Genomic DNA, 16,498 nt, shown 5'->3' with positions numbered 1-16,498 from the left:
CAGACTGTACGGCGGAGAGGGGTAGTCCGTACACGTTGTCGATGGCGGACCCGGGCTCCTCGCCCGGAGACTCGTGAGCACCCGACCGGAAGGAGCGGACGTCGTGACCGACCGCATCAGCCATTGGATCGACGGCAAGCCGGTCGTCGGCACTGGACGCACCGGCGACGTGTACGACCCGGCTACCGGCCAGGTCAGCGCGCAGGTGGACTTCGCCGGGCCGGCCGAGGTGGACCAAGCCGTGGCCGCCGCGGCCGCTGCGTTGCCAGGCTGGCGCGGGACGTCGCTCGCCGGGCGCACGCGGGTGCTGTTCGCCTTCCGCGAGCTGCTTCAGGCACGCAAGCACGAGCTGGCGAAGATCGTGACGAGCGAGCACGGCAAAGTCGAGTCGGACGCGGCGGGCGAGGTCGCGCGCGCGATCGAGAACGTCGAGTACGCGTGCGGTGCGGCGCAAATGCTCAAGGGCGGCTTCAGCGAGAACGCTTCCACCGGCGTCGATGTGTACTCGATCGCGCAGCCGCTCGGCGTGGTCGGCGTGATCTCGCCGTTCAACTTCCCCGCGATGGTGCCGCTCTGGTTCGTGCCGAACGCGCTGGCGTGCGGCAACACCGTCGTGCTCAAGCCGAGCGAGAAGGATCCCTCCGCGGCGCTGTTCATCGCCGAACTGCTCGCCGAAGCAGGCTTGCCGGCCGGGGCGTTCAACGTGCTGCAGGGCGACAAAGTCGCGGTCGACGGGCTGCTCGCGCACCCGGACGTCAAGGCGATCTCCTTCGTCGGCTCGACCCCGATCGCCCGCTACGTCTACGAAACCGGCACCAGTCACGGAAAGCGCGTCCAGGCGCTCGGCGGGGCGAAGAACCACATGGTCGTGCTGCCGGACGCCGACCTCGACCTTGCCGCGGACGCCGCTGTGTCGGCCGGTTTCGGGTCGGCGGGGGAGCGGTGCATGGCGGTGTCGGTGGTGGTCGCCGTCGAGCCGATCGCGGACGAACTGGTGGCCAAAATCGTTGACCGGATGCGGAAACTGCGCGTCGGCGACGGGCGCAAGCCGTCGTCGGAGATGGGACCGCTCGTCACGAGGGCGCACCACGAGCGAGTTTCGTCCTATCTGGACACTGGCGTGGCCGAAGGCGCGGAGCTGGTGATGGACGGCCGGGGCGTGGAAGCGGACGGCGCGGACGACGGATTTTGGCTTGGTCCCACGCTTTTCGACCGCGTCACCCCCAGCATGGCGGTGTACACCGACGAAATCTTCGGCCCCGTGCTGTCCGTCGCGCGAACGACGAGCTTCGACGACGCGCTCGCGCTGGTCAACGCCAACCCGTACGGCAACGGAACCGCCATCTTCACCGGCGACGGACGCGCGGCGCGCCGCTTCCAGAGCGAGGTGGAGGTGGGCATGGTGGGCGTCAACGTGCCGATCCCCGTGCCCGTCGGCTACTACTCCTTCGGCGGCTGGAAGGACTCGCTGTTCGGCGACACGCACGCGTACGGGCCGGAGGGATTCCACTTCTTCACGCGGACGAAGGTGGTCACTTCCCGTTGGCCGGACACTTCGCACGCGGGGGTGAACCTGGGGTTCCCGAAGAACTCGTAGACCACGGTCAGGCAGTCACCGGGCACCGCCGTCGAGGACGATGTTGACCAGCTGCCGCCTGTTCTCCAGGACGCAGACGGCAGTGATCCGCTCCGCGACCATGCGGTCCCACTGCGCGCGCTGGATGGGATAAGTGCGCCCGCCCGCGCGCAACTGCCATCGCTCGATCTCGCCGGGTCCGCGCGGGGTGTGCTTGAGCCCGATCGGGTAGTCGTCGGTGATCGGACCGGAGCCGAAGTCGTGTGCTGGCCCGGTGATCACCGTCAGCGGCTCGCGGAACTCGGCGCAGCGCCGCACGCTGAACCGGATCGCGCCCGCGATCGTCACCGCCGCGACCGCCGCCGCCACCAGCGCGGAGGTGGTGAACCCGGATTTGGCCACTGCCACGACCCCGACGGCGCCGATCGCCGCGGCGAACACCCAGATCGCCCAGAACAGCCCGTCGAGGACCACCCCGCGCTGGCTGCGGTGCAGCCGACCGGCGAGATTGGCGGCGGCCACCTCGCCGGGACCGGCCTTCGCGCTCATGCCGCGACCACGTTGACCAGGATCTTGCTCCGGGGCGTGAAGAACGCGGCGTTGGTGCGCCCGCCGAGCACTCGCTGCCGCAGGTCGTGGTCGAGCCGGTAGGTCTTGCCGTGCACGACGAGATAGGTGAACGTCATCCGGTCAGTCATCTCGTACAGGTACATCGCGTGCTGTCCCCGGGCCGGGACTTTGGTGACGTGCCCGTAGTCGTGCGTCCAGCCGGCTACTGCGTCGACCTTGCCGCCGCGCACCTCCGCCAGCCGCCGCCAGGCGACCCGCGCGGGGAACACCGCGAGCGCGAGGAAGAACACCGTCAGCAGGTACACCGGCCAGTTCATCGACCAATACGACACCGGCGCGGTGCCGACGTCGGCGTGGACCGCGTTCAGGCTGCGCAATTCTTCGCCGCTCACGCCGATTCCGAGCGGAGCCGCGACCGCGGCGGCGGCGAACAGCACGATCCACAGGACCGCCATCGAGAAACCGGCGTTCAAGACCGTCGTCCGCTGGGACGGGTGCAGGCGGCCCTCCCGGTTGGCCTGGTCGGCGGCCGCCTGCACGGTTTCGCTGCTCACTCGCCAGCGCCGCCTTCTCCGCCTTCGGCTTTCTCGTGCTCTTTTTCGTAGGCTTCGGAGCCTTCGGCATACCGGTCGTACTGCTCGTTCTCCTGCCGCCGGGCTTCGGTGCCGAGCCCGGCACCGTCAGCCATGGTGAACGGCGGACGGCCGCCCTCCTTTTGCCATTCCTGGAGCTTGAAGAACTTGCGCCCGTCCTCCGAGTAGGTCTCTCCGGCGTGTTCGAAGTGCTCGCGGCCCGGCACCTTCTCCTTGGCCGAGTTGGTCCAGCGCTCGGCCTTCTCCGCGGCGCTCTCCGCCCGGCCCGCCTCCTTCAGGTCGCCCGCCTTCTTCTCCAGGCTGGCAGCGATGTCGACGCTCTTGTCGGTGACCTTTCCCGCCGCCTTGCCGACCTTCCGCAACGCGTTCGCCGCCTGCTCGATCGCGGCCTTCGACTTGCCCGCGCTCTCCGCGAGCTTGTCCAGCTTCTCCACGACCTTCGCGATCCGGGTGCCGATCTTCTCCGCGAGGATTCCGCCTTCGACGACCGTGTCGGCGATGAACGCGGCCACCGTGCCGCCGAAGGTGCACCACGACGACGCGAGCGCGGCGAGGCCCTTGATGATCAGCTCGCCGACGAACGACGAGATCATGTCGCGGATCAGCCCGCGCTCGGTGCCGACCAGCGCGGCGGCGATGTTCATCCCGGTGGACGCGCTGCTCGCGTGCCCGGCCGCGCCCCGCAGCGTGTCCGCGTAGCCCTTCGCGGCCTTCTGGTACGCCTCGCCGCCCTGGCCCTGGAAGCTCGGCGCGACCTTGCCCGCCGCCTGCTCGTACTGGTCCGCGCTTTCGTTCAGCTGCTTCGAGATGTTCGACCAGGTCACCGCCTTGGCCGTGACCGCCTCCGGATTGCCCGCGAGCTGGTCGAGGCCCTCTTTGAGGAAGCTGATGTGCTCGATCAGCCAGCCGACGCCCGCGCTGGCCAGCGTGCCGAGCGGGTCCATCGCCGCGCCGAGCAGGTCGAGGCCGTCGGTGGCGACGTCCACGCCGAAGTTGCCCCAGTCGCCTTTGCGGGCGTCGGTGAGCGTCGCCGCGACGTCGTTGAGCATGCCGGAGCCGGACGTCTGGGCGTTGAGGTTGTCCAGCTCGTTCGGGGACGACCCCATGTTCGCGGTCAGGCCGCTCGGCGCCTCCGCCTTCGCGACCAGCGGGTTCTCCTGGGTCTCGGTCATTCCGGCAGCTCCTTGCCGAGACCGTTGATGTGGCCGACGGTCTGCTTCTCGTGGTTGTCGTAGTGATCGTGCGCCTGCTGCAGCCGGTCCGCGATGTCGTCGGCCGCGCCCGCCACGTCCTGGACGAACGACGTCGCCACCGACATCCAGATCTGCAGCGGTGCCGCGAACACCTGGCCGACGAGGCCGAACGCGTCGTCGCCGAACGACTGGCCGGACTCGGTCGCCTGCGCCGCGGTGTGCACCCCGGCTGCGATGTCCTCGACCTCGCCCTTGTGCGCGCGCAGCGCCGGGAGGTCGACCTTCGATCCGTTCGCCATCAGTCCCTCCCCAGTACCGGGCCGCCGTAGTAGTCGTCGTCGTCCGCCGGGTCCGGAGCCGGGCGCGACGGGCGCGCGGGCCGGGCGGGCGGCGGTGCGGCGGAATCTTCCTGATTTTCCTGAGCGTCGAAGAATTGCGGCTGCGGCGGCGAGGGCGGTGCCGTTTCCTCCGGAATTTCCGGTTCCGGAATCTGTTCTTCGAGGAATTTCATCGCGTCGCTGTGCTCGCCGATCACCGGTGCCATGATCGCGGTCAGCTGCTGCGCCGCCTGGGCCTGGGCGCGCCGCGCGGTGGCCAGCACGGCGGCCGCGAGGGCGGCCCGCGGCATCTCGTCCGCGCGGGAGCCGAACTGGAGTTCCTGCAGCGCACCGGCGGTGTTGACGGTCGCGGTGACCGCGCCGTCCTGGCTCGTCGCGGTCGCCGACACGTGTTTCAGCCGTTCCTGTGCCTCCGCGGCCCGCTGCCGGATTTCGGCGATTTCGGGAGAAAGTGCGTTCATGTCGGACACTGCTTTCGGAGGGAGTGGTTCACGGGTGTTCCGAGGCAGAAAACCGGGTTCCGGTTCCCGGTGCAAGCGAAGTTCCGAGTTGCCCGGTTCGTCGCTATTAAAAATTGTTTGCCTGTGTTTTACCCGGGGGCGGCGGGACCGGAGGGGGCGCCGGGCACTGCCGGGTCCGTAAACTCGTTGTGAGTAGCAGGAGGACCGCGAAGGAGGTGCCGGTGGCGAACACGGACGAGCGTCGCTTCGAGGTGCTGCGCGCGATCGTCGCCGACTATGTTTCGAACCAGGAGCCGGTCGGCTCGAAGAGCATCGTCGAGCGGCACAATCTCGGCGTTTCCAGCGCCACTGTGCGCAACGACATGGCTGCCCTGGAGGAAGAGGGGTACATCGCCCAGCCGCACACCAGCGCCGGGCGGATCCCCACCGACAAGGGGTACCGGCTGTTCGTCGACCGGCTCGCGGAGATCAAGCCGCTGTCGAGCGCCGAACGCCGCGCGATCACCAGCTTCCTCGACTCCGGCACCGACCTCGACGACGTGCTGCGCCGGTCGGTCCGGCTGCTCGCGCAGCTCACCCGCCAGGTCGCGGTGGTGCAGTACCCGATGCTCACCAACACCGTGGCGCGCCACCTCGAAGTGGTCCCGCTCACGCCCGCGCGGCTCATGCTCGTGCTGATCACCGACTCCGGCCGGGTCGACCAGCGCACCGTCGACCTCGGCGACGTCGTCACCGAGGAGAACGTGCTGCGGCTGCGCACCGTGCTCAACGGCGCGCTCGCCGGGCGGCGGCTGGCCGACGCGGCGGCGAACGTGGCGGAGCTGCCCGAAGCCGCCCCCGCGGACCTGCGCGACCACCTGACCCGGATCTGCACCACCCTGGTCGAATCGCTGGTCGAGCACCCGGAAGAGCGGATCGTGCTCGGCGGCACCGGCAACCTCACGCGCAACGTCGCGGACTTCCCCGGATCGCTGCGCCAGGTGCTCGAAGCGCTCGAGGAACAGGTGGTGGTGCTGAAGCTGCTCGCCGCCGCCCGCAACCCCGGTGCGGTCACCGTGCTCATCGGTGAGGAAAATGAAGACGAGCAGATGCGCAGCACCTCGGTCGTGTCCATCGGCTACGGCCGGGACGACATGCTGCTCGGGGGGATGGGCGTCGTCGGGCCGACCAGGATGGACTACCCGGGCACGATCGCGGCGGTCCGAGCGGTCGCCAACTACGTGGGGCAGATCCTGTCCGGCCGCTGACCGGCGGCAGGCCGGGGACGCGGCGGAACACGAAGGAGAAGGCAGAGCAACGTGGCGAGGGACTACTACGGGATCCTCGGGGTGGCCAAGAACGCGAGCGATCAGGAGATCAAGCGCGCGTACCGCAAGCTGGCCCGTGAGCTGCACCCCGACGTGAACCCGTCGGAGGACGCCCAGCACCGCTTCGGCGAGGTGACCACCGCGTACGAGGTGCTCTCCGACCCGCAGAAGCGCAAGATCGTCGACCTCGGCGGCGACCCGATGGACGCGAGCGGCCGCGGCGGCGGGGGCGGCGACCCGTTCGCCGGCTTCGGCGGGCTGGGCGACATCATGGACGCCTTCTTCGGCGCCGCCGGCGGGGGCGGCGGACGGGGCCGCGGGCCGCGCAGCCGCGTGCAGCCCGGCTCCGACGCGCTGATCCGGCTCGGCCTCACCCTCGAGGAGTGCGCGACCGGCGTCGACCGCGAGATCACCGTCGACACCGCCATCGTCTGCGACCTGTGCCGGGGCGCGGGAACAGCCGAGGGCACGAGCACCAAGACCTGCGACACCTGCGGCGGGGCCGGCGAGGTCCAGTCCGTGCAGCGGTCGTTCCTCGGCCAGGTCGTCACCGCGCGCCCGTGCCCGGTGTGCCGCGGCTTCGGCGAGGTCATCCCCGACCCGTGCCGCCAGTGCGGCGGCGACGGCCGGATCCGGTCGCGGCGCGGCGTCACCGCGAAGATCCCGCCCGGCGTCGGCGACGGCATGCGGATCCGGCTGTCCGGCCAGGGCGAGGTCGGCCCCGGCGGCGGCCCGGCCGGCGACCTCTACGTCGAGATCGACGAGGCCCCGCACGAGGTGTTCGTCCGCGAGGGCAACGACCTGCACTGCAACTTCCGCATCCCGATGACCACCGCGGCGCTCGGCGCGACGGTGCCGATCGCCACGCTCGTCGACGGCGACTACGAACTCGACATCGAACCCGGCACCCAGCCCAACACCGAACTGGTGCTCACCGGCAAGGGCATGCCGCGGCTGCGCTCGTCCGGCCGCGTCGACGGCCGCGGCGACCTGCACGTGCACATCGACGTCGTGGTCCCCACCAAACTCGACGAGGCCCAGCGCGAACTGCTCGTCGACCTCGCCCAGCAGCGCGGCGAAGAAGTCCCGACGCTCGCCGCCAACGGCAGCAAGCACGGCGGCCTGTTCTCCAAGCTGCGCGCGAAGAACCGCTGACTGTGCCGGACACCACACTGCCGGTCTTCCTCGCCCCGGACGTGCCCGCCGAAGGCCGGGCGCTGCTCGACGGCGAGGAAGCCCGGCACGCGGCCACCGTGCGCCGGCTGCGCGTCGGGGAGCAGCTCGTGCTCTCCGACGGCGCCGGCGCGATGGCCCGCTGCGCCGTCGACGCCGTCGAAGCGGGCCGGGCCGCGTCGGTCACCCTCACCGTTCTCGAACGCTGGCAAGAGGAACCGCCCGCACTACGCGTCCACGTCGCCCAGGCGCTCGCCAAAGGCGACCGCGGAGAATTGGCAGTCGAACTGGCCACCGAAGCCGGCGCGGACGCGATCGTGCCCTGGCGCGCCGCCCGCAGCGTCGCCCGCTGGGACGACGGACCCCGCGGCGAAAAAGCACTCGCCCGCTGGCGCGCGACCGCCCGCTCCGCCGCGAAACAAGCCCGCCGCGCCCACGTGCCCGCCGTCGCCGAACCAGTCGGCACCCGCGAACTCGCGCAACTCGCCGGCACCATGTCCGCGACACTCGTCCTCGAATCCGGCGTGACCAGCAAACTCACCGACCTCGACCTCCCCGACGGCGGCGACCTCCTCCTCGTCGTAGGCCCCGAAGGCGGCATCACCGACGACGAACTCGCCACCCTCGAAAACGCCGGAGCCACCACCATCCGCCTCGGCCCCACCGTCCTCCGCACCTCCACCGCGGCCGCCGTCGCACTCGGCGCACTCGGCGCCCTCACCGGCCGCTGGCACTGACCCGAACCCGGAAAACCCGGCAGAACCCCTCAACATCCGCACCAGGTGATGGCGCACCGCACCCCCGCCAGCTACTCTGCTCGGCAACGTGCGAACGCGAGGGTTTCAACCCGCCCCCAACCGGGCATTACCCTCGAGTACGAACCAGAACCCCGCCGGGCACCTCCCCCCTCGGTCCGGCGGAGCCGCGGCGGCGGTGGAGCGACCCCCAGGCTCCACCGCGCCGCGGCGTCTTCGTATCGCCTGGCGGCGATCCTTCGCCGCCGCTGGTTCCGCCATTACTCCCGGGGGGCCGAGCCCCCCGGACCCCCACGGTGCGGTGGTTGCGTGTGGTGCGTCGGTCGCCTGAGTGCCGTGGTGGGTTGCGTGTAGTGCGTCGGTCGCCTGGGTGCCGTGGTGGGTTGCGTGTGGTGGGGCGGTTGCCTGAGTGTCGTGGTGGGTTGCGGTGCGTGGGTTCGTCGCCTGGGTGTGTCTCCCTTTGTAGGGTGTCGTCTATGAGCGATGCGGCGGAGACGTTGTTTGAGCGGATTGTTGCTGGGGAGATTCCGGCGGACGTGGTGTATCAGGACGACACCACGTTCGCGTTTCGGGACATCAATCCGCAGGCGCGGGTGCATGTGCTCGTGGTGCCTCGGAAGAGGTATCGCAATGTGGGGGAGTTGGCGGAAGCCGATCCGCAGTTGTTGAGCGACGTGCTGCTGGCGGCGCGGAAGGTGGCGGAGATCGAGGGGATCGCCGAGAGCGGGTATCGGGTGGTGTTCAACACTGACGGTGACGCTGGGCAGACGGTGTTTCATGTGCACGCGCACGTGTTGGGCGGGGAGCAGCTGGGGTTGTTCGGGCGGCCGCAGGACTAGGGGCGCTGAAACCGGGCTGCGGGCCAGGGATCAGGACAAGTAGCATCTGTGGGGTCCCTGTACGTTGACTTGCGAAGTGCGCAGAAAGCAGGACCGAGGCCACGTGGCCGGAACTGAGACGGGTGGAGCCGCCCGACCTGACAATCGGGTATCGGCCGAGGCAACTGCTGCCGGAACGGCACAGGTCCGATTCCCGATCCCGGAGGCGGCTCAGCTGAGCCTGCTCGGATCCCGGGACGAGAACTTGCGAGTGGCCGAGGAACTGCTGGCCGCGGACGTGCATGTGCGCGGCAACGAGGTCACGCTGACCGGGACCGCCGCGGACGTGGCGTTCGCGGAGCGCGTGTTCACCGAGCTGGTGCAGCTCGCCGGCGGCGGGCAGCAGGTCGGGCCGGACACGGTGCGGCGGACCGTGGGAATGCTGTCCAGCGGGGACGCGTCGCCCGCGGAGGTGTTGAGTCTCAACATCGTTTCGCGGCGCGGCAAGACCATCCGGCCCAAGACGCTGAACCAGAAGCGGTACGTGGACGCGATCGACAAGCACACGATTGTGTTCGGGATCGGGCCCGCGGGCACCGGCAAGACGTATCTGGCGATGGCGAAAGCCGTACAGGCGTTGCAGGCCAAGCAGGTCACGCGGATCGTGCTGACCCGTCCCGCGGTCGAGGCGGGCGAGCGGCTCGGATATTTGCCGGGAACGCTGAACGAGAAGATCGACCCGTATCTGCGGCCGCTCTACGACGCCCTGCACGACATGGTCGAGCCGGAGTCGATTCCGCGGCTCATGCAGGCGGGGACGATCGAAATCGCACCGCTCGCGTACATGCGCGGCCGGACGCTGAACGACGCCTTCATCATCCTCGACGAGGCGCAGAACACCACGCCCGAGCAGATGAAGATGTTCCTCACCCGGCTCGGGTTCGGCGCCAAGATCGTCGTCACCGGCGACATCACCCAGATCGACCTCCCCGGCGGCCAGCGCAGCGGGCTCCGCGTCGTGCGCGACATCCTCGGCGGCGTCGAGGACCTGCACTTCGCCGAACTCACCAGCCAGGACGTCGTCCGGCACAGACTGGTCGGCGACATCGTCGACGCGTACGAGAAGTGGCAGGCCGTGCAGGACGCGCAAGAGCAGCAGGCCGGCGGCTGGAAAGGCACCCGCCGATGAGCATCGAGATCGCCAACGAATCCGGCGTCGACGTCGACGAGGCGTCCATCGTCTCCGCCGCGCGCTACACCCTCGAGAAAATGGAGGTCAGCCCGCTCGCCGAGCTGTCCATCCTGTGCGTCACCCTCGAGGTGATGGAAGACCTCCACGAACGCTGGATGGACCTGCCCGGGCCCACCGACGTCATGGCCTTCCCGATGGACGAGTTCGACTCCTCCCGCCGCCCCGACGCGCCCGACGCGTCCCCGGCGCTGCTCGGCGACATCGTGCTCTGCCCAGCCTTCGCGAAAGACCAGGCCAAAACCGCCGGCCACCGGCTGATCGACGAACTGCACCTGCTCACCGTCCACGGCTGCCTCCACCTGCTGGGCTACGACCACGCCGAACCCGCCGAGGAACGCGAGATGTTCGGGCTGCAGAAGCGGATCCTCGGCGAATACCAGGCCGCGGTCGCCGCGCACGAGGCCCGCCACGCGCAACGCGACGTCGACGACCGCGTGCTCGGCATCGCCGGGCTCGACGCGCCGCGGCCCGGGGAAACTCCCTAGGCTCCGACCATGGGAAACCCCCCGGCACAGGTCGTCATCGCGGTGACGCTGGTGCTGCTCGCGGGCGTGTTCGCCGCCGCGGACGCCGCGGTCGGCACAGTGTCGCAAGCACGGGTCGACGGCCTCGTCCGCAACGGCCGCGTCGGAGCCCGCCAGCTCGCCGCGGTCGTCGCCGAACGCCGCAGGCACATCAACCTGCTGCTCCTGCTGCGGCTGGCCTGCGAAATCACCGCCACGGTGCTCGTCACCGTGTCCTTCGTCGCCTGGTTCGACCGGCTGTGGCTCGCGATCCTGGTGTCCGCGGTCGTCATGGTCGTGGTCAGCTACGTGATCATCGGCGTCGGCCCGCGCACCATCGGCCGCCAGCACCCGTACCGCGTCGGCACGATCGTCGCCGGGCCCGTCCGCGCCCTCGGCACGGTCCTCGGCCCGCTGTCGCGGCTGCTGATCGTGCTCGGCAACGCGATCACCCCCGGCCGCGGCTTCCGCGAAGGCCCGTTCACCTCCGAAGTCGAACTGCGCGAACTGGTCGACCTCGCCCAGGAACGCGGCGTCGTGGAGGACTCCGAACGCGAGATGATCCACTCGGTGTTCGAACTCGGCGACACCGTCGCCCGCGAAGTCATGGTGCCGCGCACGGAAATCGTGTGGATCGAGCGCACCAAGACCGTCCGCCAGGCTCTCGCGCTCGCCCTGCGCACCGGCTTCACCCGAGTCCCGGTGATCGACGATTCGGTGGACGACATCGTCGGCGTGGTCAACATCAAAGACCTCATGCCCGAGTACATGGGCCCGGACGGGCCGAGCACCGCGGTCGGCGCCGTGATGAACCCGGCGAGCTTCGTGCCCGACTCCAAGCGGCTCGACGAGCTGCTCAAGGAAATGCAGCGCACGCACAACCACATGGCGATCGCGGTGGACGAGTACGGCGGCACCGCCGGCCTGCTCACCATCGAGGACATCCTCGAGGAGATCGTCGGCGAGATCACCGACGAATCCGACGCCGACGAGCGCCCCGAGGTCGAGGAGCTCGAGGACGGCTCGGTCCGGGTCTCGTCCCGGCTCGGCGTCGACGACCTCGGCGAACTGTTCGGCATCGACCTCGAAGACCACGACGTGGAGACCGTGGGCGGGCTGCTCGCCGAGCGACTGGGTAGGGTCCCGCTGCCGGGGGCCGAAGCCGAGGTCGCCGGTCTTCGGCTGTTCGCCGAAGGGGGCAAGGACCGCCGCGGCCGGATGCGCATCACCTCCGTGGTCGTCCGGCCGTCGTCGGCGCGCCCGCGCACCCGCCCGCCCCAGCCCGAAGAGCACGACAGGAGAGTCGAACATGCCTGACCTCGACGCCGAGGACCAGAAACTGGTCACGCTGGCCCGTTCGGCCCGCGCGCGCACCGGCGCGGACGAAGGCGCCGCGGTCCGCGACACCGACGGCCGCACCTACGCCGCGACCACCGTCGACCAGCCGTCGTTCCAGCTCACCGCGCTGCAGGCGGCCGTCGCCGCCGCTGTGTCCAGCGGTGCCGAAGGACTCGAAGCCGCCGCTGTGGTCACCGCCGACGCGCTGGTCGCCGAGGCGTCCGTGCAAGCGGTCCGCGACGTCGCGAAGACGGCGCCGATCGTCCGCGCCGACCCGTCCGGTGCCGTCGTCGAGGTGCAACGCCCGTGACCGAGCCGCACCGTTCCGGTTTCGCCTGCTTCGTCGGCCGCCCCAACGCGGGCAAATCGACCCTCACCAACGCGCTCGTCGGCACGAAGGTCGCGATCACCTCCAGCAAACCGCAGACCACGCGGCACGCCATTCGCGGGATCGTGCACCGCGAGGACGCGCAGCTGGTGATCATCGACACCCCCGGCCTGCACCGTCCGCGCACGCTGCTCGGCCAGCGGCTCAACGACATCGTGCACGAGACCTGGTCCGAAGTGGACGTCGTCGGGTTCTGCGTGCCCGCCAACGAGAAAATCGGCCCCGGCGACCGGTTCATCGCCGCCGAGCTGAAGAAGATCGCCCGGCGCACCCCGGTGATCGGCGTCGTCACCAAAACCGACCTGGTGAAACCGGAGCAGATCGCCGAGCAGCTGGTCGCGCTGCAAGAGGTGATGGAGTTCGCCGACCTCGTGCCGGTGTCCGCTGTGGACGGTTTCCAGGTGCGGACGGTCGCCGACCTGCTGGTGAAGCGGCTGCCCGAAGGGCCGCAGCTGTACCCGGGCGGCGAACTCACCGACGAGCCCGAGCAGACGCTGGTCGCCGAGCTGATCCGCGAAGCCGCGCTCGAAGGCGTCCGCGACGAACTGCCGCACTCCATCGCGGTGACCGTCGAGGAGATGCTCCCGCGCGAAGACCGCGACGACCTCATCGACATCCACGCGCTGCTGTACGTGGAACGGCCCAGCCAGAAGGGGATCATCCTCGGGCACAAGGGCGAACGGCTGCGGGAGGTCGGCGCGACCGCGCGCAAGCACATCGAACGGCTGCTCGGCACGAAGGTGTATCTCGATCTGCACATCAAAGTGGCCAAGGACTGGCAGCGGGACCCGAAACAGCTGCGCCGGCTGGGTTTCTGACCGGTCGCGGCACGCCCGGCGGCACGGGCGGGTAGCGTCAGGCCGAACCGTATCCGATTTGTCCAGGGGGATCCCATGTCCGGCCCGTATCCGCCGCAGGACCCGCAACCTCCTTCGTACGGGTACCCGCCGCAGTACCCGCCGCCGCCGGACAGCAACCTGGTGTGGGCGATCCTCGCCACGGTGTTTTGCTGCCTGCCGCTGGGGATCGTCGCGATCGTCAAAGCCAGCCAGGTGAACACGTTGTGGTATCAGGGATACGCGGCCGAGGCGCACCGCGCGGCGGACGAGGCGCGCAAATGGGCGATGTGGTCGGCGCTCGCCGTGGTCATCCTGATCGGGCTGGGCATGATCGTCGGGCTCCTCGTGCCGCTGATCGCCGGAGGAGCGATCTGGTGGCTGCGTTGAGCACCGTCTACACCGGACTGCCGGCGCGCGGAACCCGTGCGGTGGCAAGGGCTCTCGCCGGTCCGGCGGCCGCGGCCGGAGGGATCGGCCTCGCGTGCGTCGCGGTGTGGTTCGGCGATCCGACCACCCCCGGCGGCCCGCTCCCGGTGTGCCCGACGAAGCTGCTCTTCGGGATCGACTGCCCCGGCTGCGGCGGGCTGCGGATGGCCTACAGCGTGCTGCACGGCGATTTTCCCGCGGCAGTGCACTACAACGCGGTGGCTTTGGTGTTCGTCGCGCTCTTCGCGTGGAGCGGCCTCGCCTGGACGCTGGGACGGCTGCGCGGCCGGACGATGCGGTCCTGGCTGCACTGGCGCTGGACGCCGCACGTCGTCGCGGTCGTGTTCGTCTTCTGGTTCGTGGTGCGCAACATTCCGTTCGCCCCGTTCACCAGCCTGTCCGTCTGAGTTAGCCCCGTTTTCGCAGTCCCGGAACCGGTCCGGCGGCGGTCGCGTCCAACGCGTGGCCCAATGCGGACACCTGCGCGGCCCCTCCCCGCCGCACGAGGTACGCTCCCGCGCACCGACGTGTCCGCAAAGGCCACGATTTTGCTCGCCCGCCGAGCCCGCGAACGAGGGGACACCCGATGACCTATCCCTACGGCCAGCCCGGGGGCACGCCGCAAGGCGGACCGTCGTTCGGCGCGCCGCTGGGACAGGTGCCGGGCGGCTACCCCCAGCCCGCCGGATACGGCGGTTTCGGCCAGCCGAACCCCTACGGCCCTGGCCCGGTCTACGCGGACTGGGGCAAGCGCGCCGGCGCCTACCTCATCGACTTCGCCCCGCTGCTGGCCGGGCTGCTGCTCTCCGTGCTCCTGTCGCTGGCGTCGGGGGTCGCGGGCACGATCGTCCTTCTCCTCGCGATCCTCGGCAATCTCGCCTGGACGGTCTTCAACCGCTGGATCAACGGCGGCGGCACCGGACAGTCGCTCGGCAAGCGGATCGTTGGCATCAAACTCGTCAGCGAGGCCACCGGCGAGCCGATCGGAGCGGGGACGGCGTTCGTCCGCGACGTCGCGCACGCGTTGGACAGCGCCGCGTTCGCCCTCGGCTTCCTGTGGCCGCTGTGGGACGACAAAGCGCAGACGTTCTCGGACAAGATCCTGAGCACGATCGTGGTGCCCGCTGATCCGGCGCCCGCGGTTGTGCCGGGCGCGGGATTCGGGCAGCCGGGCGGATTTCCCGGTCAGCCCGGCGGTTTCGGGCAGCCGGGCGGATTTCCGGGGCAGCCGGGCGGTTTCGGCCAGCCGGGGCCCGCGCCGCAGCCGGTTTTCGGGCAGCCGGGCGGGTTTCCCGCACCACCGCCGCCGAACGCCGGACCTCTCGGATTCGGGGCTCCGCAACCGGGATTCGGCCAGCCGCCGGTCCCGGGAACCCCGCCGCGGCAAGGATTCGCCCAGCCGGGCGCCGCGCCGCAGCCCGCCTTCGGGCAGCCGGGCCCCACGGCGTTCGACCAGCCCGAGCCCACCCAGGTCGTGCGCCCTCCCGCACCCCAGCAGCCACCGTCCGAAGCGTTCGGCTCCGCCGAGCGCACCCAGGTCGTGAAGCCGGCGCTCGAGCCGGAAGCGACGCAGATGATCAAGCCGGAAACACCGAAGCCCGATCCGGCACAGTCCTGATCCGCACCGGATCACAGCAAGTAACGAGGAACTCGGGGGAACCCAGATGACCAACCCTTACGGCCAGCCCCAGCAGCCTTACGGCGGCCAGCCGCAGCAGCCCTACGGCCAGCAGCCGTACCCGCAGTCCGGTGCGACGCCGGCGCAGCCGTACCCGCAGCAGCCCTACGGCCAGCCCGCGCCTTACGGCCAGCCCGGCTTCGGCGGCGCGCCCGGCGGCGACATGAGCGCCATCAAGGACTACAAGGGCTGGGCGATCGGCTGCATCTTCCTGATGTGGATCCTCGCGATCTTCGCGATCATGAAGTCGAACGAAGTCCAGACGTACAAGATGCAGGGCAACTACGCGATGGCCCAGCAGGCGTCGCAGACGACGAAGACCCTGTGCCTCATCGCCACCATCCTCGGGGCGCTCGGCTGGGTCGTGGCGATCATCCTGATCATCGTCAGCCTCGTGGCCGCGTCCGAGGTGCACAGCTACTACTGCACCGGCAGCTACTGCTGAACCGGGGAGTCCCGCCCCGGCATCGTCTCCGAAGTGGGACGATGTCGGGGTGGTGAACCTCTACCGCGACACCGGGGTGGTGCTGCGCACGCACAAGCTGGGCGAGGCCGACCGGATCGTCACCCTGCTCACGAGGCGGCACGGCAAGGTCCGGGCCGTCGCGAAGGGCGTGCGGCGCACGTCGTCGCGGTTCGGGGCGCGGCTGGAGCCGTTCGGGCACGTGGACGTGCAGTTCTACCCCGGCCGGTCGCTCGACGTCATCACCCAGGTCGAGACCGTCGACGCGTTCGCCCTTCCGCTGGTGGCCGACTACCAGCGCTACACCGCGGCGAGTGCGATCGCCGAAACCGCGGACCGGCTGTCCGCTGAAGAGGGCGAACCGGTCCTGAAGCTGTACCTGCTGGTCGTGGGCGCGTTGCGGGCACTGGCCGGCGGACAGCGGGACGCGTCGCTGGTGCTCGACGCGTTTTTCCTCCGGGCCATGTCCTACGCGGGCTGGGCCCCGGCGATCACCGAATGCGCCCGCTGCGGGCTGCCCGGCCCGCACGCCGCGTTCAACGTCGCCGCGGGCGGCTCGATGTGCCCGGACTGCCGCATCGCCGGTTCGGTGCATCCCGCGCCCGAGGTGCTGACCCTGCTGGACGCGCTGCTGCAGGGGGAGTGGACGGTCGCCGAATCGGCTCCCGGGATCACCCGCCGGGACGCGTCCGGCCTGGTCGCGGCGCATCTTCAATGGCATCTGGAGCGGCAGCTGCGGTCGCTTCCGCTCGTGGAGCGGCGTGCCCGGGAGACCGCCGGGCCGGGCCCAGTAGGGTCGGCCGGGTAGGAAATCCATTCTTCAGGAG

20 protein-coding genes are annotated in these 16,498 nt (G+C 70.2%); 15 read left to right on the top strand and 5 right to left on the bottom strand.

Annotation, left to right across the window (positions count from 1 at the left end):
* Nucleotides 1-103: 103 nt before the first annotated feature.
* On the top strand, nucleotides 104-1,597 hold the full coding sequence (locus tag ACWGIC_RS02820; protein ID WP_452074170.1) for a CoA-acylating methylmalonate-semialdehyde dehydrogenase: 1,494 nt from the start codon (nucleotides 104-106) through the stop codon (nucleotides 1,595-1,597).
* A gap of 15 nt (nucleotides 1,598-1,612) precedes the next feature.
* Here the strand turns inward: ACWGIC_RS02820 and ACWGIC_RS02815 are convergent, their stop codons facing one another.
* From ACWGIC_RS02815 to ACWGIC_RS02795, 5 genes are read right to left on the bottom strand one after another with little or no spacing between them, the layout of a single operon-like run.
* A complete protein-coding gene (locus ACWGIC_RS02815) occupies nucleotides 1,613-2,125 on the bottom strand; it encodes a hypothetical protein (RefSeq protein ID WP_452074169.1) in 513 nt (170 codons plus the stop codon).
* Nucleotides 2,122-2,700 carry a hypothetical protein gene (locus tag ACWGIC_RS02810; protein WP_452074168.1) on the bottom strand — a complete coding sequence of 193 codons (579 nt, stop codon included), beginning with the start codon at nucleotides 2,698-2,700 and terminating at the stop codon, nucleotides 2,122-2,124. Before ACWGIC_RS02810 ends, ACWGIC_RS02815 begins: the two co-directional genes overlap by 4 nt.
* Nucleotides 2,697-3,911 carry a PPE domain-containing protein gene (locus ACWGIC_RS02805; protein ID WP_452074167.1) on the bottom strand — a complete coding sequence of 405 codons (1,215 nt, stop codon included), beginning with the start codon at nucleotides 3,909-3,911 and terminating at the stop codon, nucleotides 2,697-2,699. The genes ACWGIC_RS02810 and ACWGIC_RS02805 overlap by 4 nt, the downstream gene beginning before the upstream one ends.
* A complete protein-coding gene (locus ACWGIC_RS02800) occupies nucleotides 3,908-4,231 on the bottom strand; it encodes a type VII secretion target (protein WP_452074166.1) in 324 nt (107 codons plus the stop codon). Before ACWGIC_RS02800 ends, ACWGIC_RS02805 begins: the two co-directional genes overlap by 4 nt.
* Nucleotides 4,231-4,731, bottom strand: coding sequence for a YbaB/EbfC family nucleoid-associated protein (locus ACWGIC_RS02795; protein ID WP_452074165.1), 501 nt, complete (start codon nucleotides 4,729-4,731; stop codon nucleotides 4,231-4,233). Before ACWGIC_RS02795 ends, ACWGIC_RS02800 begins: the two co-directional genes overlap by 1 nt.
* 221 nt (nucleotides 4,732-4,952) lie before the next feature.
* On the opposite strand from ACWGIC_RS02795, the gene hrcA reads away from it, so the two are divergent.
* From hrcA to recO, 14 genes are all read left to right on the top strand, one after another.
* Nucleotides 4,953-5,978 carry a heat-inducible transcriptional repressor HrcA gene (gene hrcA, locus ACWGIC_RS02790; protein ID WP_452074164.1) on the top strand — a complete coding sequence of 342 codons (1,026 nt, stop codon included), beginning with the start codon at nucleotides 4,953-4,955 and terminating at the stop codon, nucleotides 5,976-5,978.
* Nucleotides 5,979-6,029: 51 nt separating this feature from the next.
* The gene (dnaJ, locus tag ACWGIC_RS02785; RefSeq protein ID WP_452074163.1) at nucleotides 6,030-7,193 is read left to right on the top strand and encodes a molecular chaperone DnaJ; all 1,164 of its coding nucleotides are present in this window, start codon (nucleotides 6,030-6,032) and stop codon (nucleotides 7,191-7,193) included.
* 2 nt (nucleotides 7,194-7,195) lie between these two features.
* Nucleotides 7,196-7,948, top strand: a complete 753-nt coding sequence (locus ACWGIC_RS02780) for a 16S rRNA (uracil(1498)-N(3))-methyltransferase (protein WP_452074162.1) — start codon at nucleotides 7,196-7,198, stop codon at nucleotides 7,946-7,948.
* A 494-nt stretch (nucleotides 7,949-8,442) separates the two neighbouring features.
* Nucleotides 8,443-8,805: a histidine triad nucleotide-binding protein gene (locus ACWGIC_RS02775; RefSeq protein WP_452074161.1), complete on the top strand. Its 363-nt coding sequence runs from the start codon at nucleotides 8,443-8,445 to the stop codon at nucleotides 8,803-8,805.
* 103 nt (nucleotides 8,806-8,908) lie between these two features.
* Nucleotides 8,909-9,973: a PhoH family protein gene (locus ACWGIC_RS02770; RefSeq protein ID WP_452074160.1), complete on the top strand. Its 1,065-nt coding sequence runs from the start codon at nucleotides 8,909-8,911 to the stop codon at nucleotides 9,971-9,973.
* Nucleotides 9,970-10,521: an rRNA maturation RNase YbeY gene (gene ybeY / locus ACWGIC_RS02765; RefSeq protein ID WP_452074159.1), complete on the top strand. Its 552-nt coding sequence runs from the start codon at nucleotides 9,970-9,972 to the stop codon at nucleotides 10,519-10,521. Before ACWGIC_RS02770 ends, ybeY begins: the two co-directional genes overlap by 4 nt.
* A gap of 9 nt (nucleotides 10,522-10,530) precedes the next feature.
* On the top strand, nucleotides 10,531-11,856 hold the full coding sequence (locus ACWGIC_RS02760) for a hemolysin family protein (protein ID WP_452074158.1): 1,326 nt from the start codon (nucleotides 10,531-10,533) through the stop codon (nucleotides 11,854-11,856).
* Complete coding sequence (locus ACWGIC_RS02755; RefSeq protein WP_452074157.1) at nucleotides 11,849-12,187, top strand: cytidine deaminase; 339 nt, start codon at nucleotides 11,849-11,851, stop codon at nucleotides 12,185-12,187. Before ACWGIC_RS02760 ends, ACWGIC_RS02755 begins: the two co-directional genes overlap by 8 nt.
* Nucleotides 12,184-13,083, top strand: coding sequence for a GTPase Era (era, locus tag ACWGIC_RS02750; protein ID WP_452074156.1), 900 nt, complete (start codon nucleotides 12,184-12,186; stop codon nucleotides 13,081-13,083). Before ACWGIC_RS02755 ends, era begins: the two co-directional genes overlap by 4 nt.
* A 75-nt stretch (nucleotides 13,084-13,158) precedes the next feature.
* On the top strand, nucleotides 13,159-13,491 hold the full coding sequence (locus tag ACWGIC_RS02745; RefSeq protein ID WP_452074155.1) for a CD225/dispanin family protein: 333 nt from the start codon (nucleotides 13,159-13,161) through the stop codon (nucleotides 13,489-13,491).
* A complete protein-coding gene (locus ACWGIC_RS02740; RefSeq protein WP_452074194.1) occupies nucleotides 13,488-13,937 on the top strand; it encodes a DUF2752 domain-containing protein in 450 nt (149 codons plus the stop codon). The genes ACWGIC_RS02745 and ACWGIC_RS02740 overlap by 4 nt, the downstream gene beginning before the upstream one ends.
* Nucleotides 13,938-14,116: 179 nt before the next feature.
* Complete coding sequence (locus tag ACWGIC_RS02735; RefSeq protein WP_452074154.1) at nucleotides 14,117-15,148, top strand: RDD family protein; 1,032 nt, start codon at nucleotides 14,117-14,119, stop codon at nucleotides 15,146-15,148.
* 46 nt (nucleotides 15,149-15,194) lie between these two features.
* On the top strand, nucleotides 15,195-15,653 hold the full coding sequence (locus ACWGIC_RS02730) for a CD225/dispanin family protein (protein ID WP_452074153.1): 459 nt from the start codon (nucleotides 15,195-15,197) through the stop codon (nucleotides 15,651-15,653).
* 49 nt (nucleotides 15,654-15,702) lie between these two features.
* Nucleotides 15,703-16,479, top strand: coding sequence for a DNA repair protein RecO (recO, locus tag ACWGIC_RS02725; protein ID WP_452074152.1), 777 nt, complete (start codon nucleotides 15,703-15,705; stop codon nucleotides 16,477-16,479).
* Nucleotides 16,480-16,498 lie beyond the last annotated feature (19 nt).

The sequence above is a fragment of the Amycolatopsis sp. NPDC054798 genome, assembly GCF_053611505.1.
This window is presented reverse-complemented; position numbering and strand designations above follow the sequence as displayed.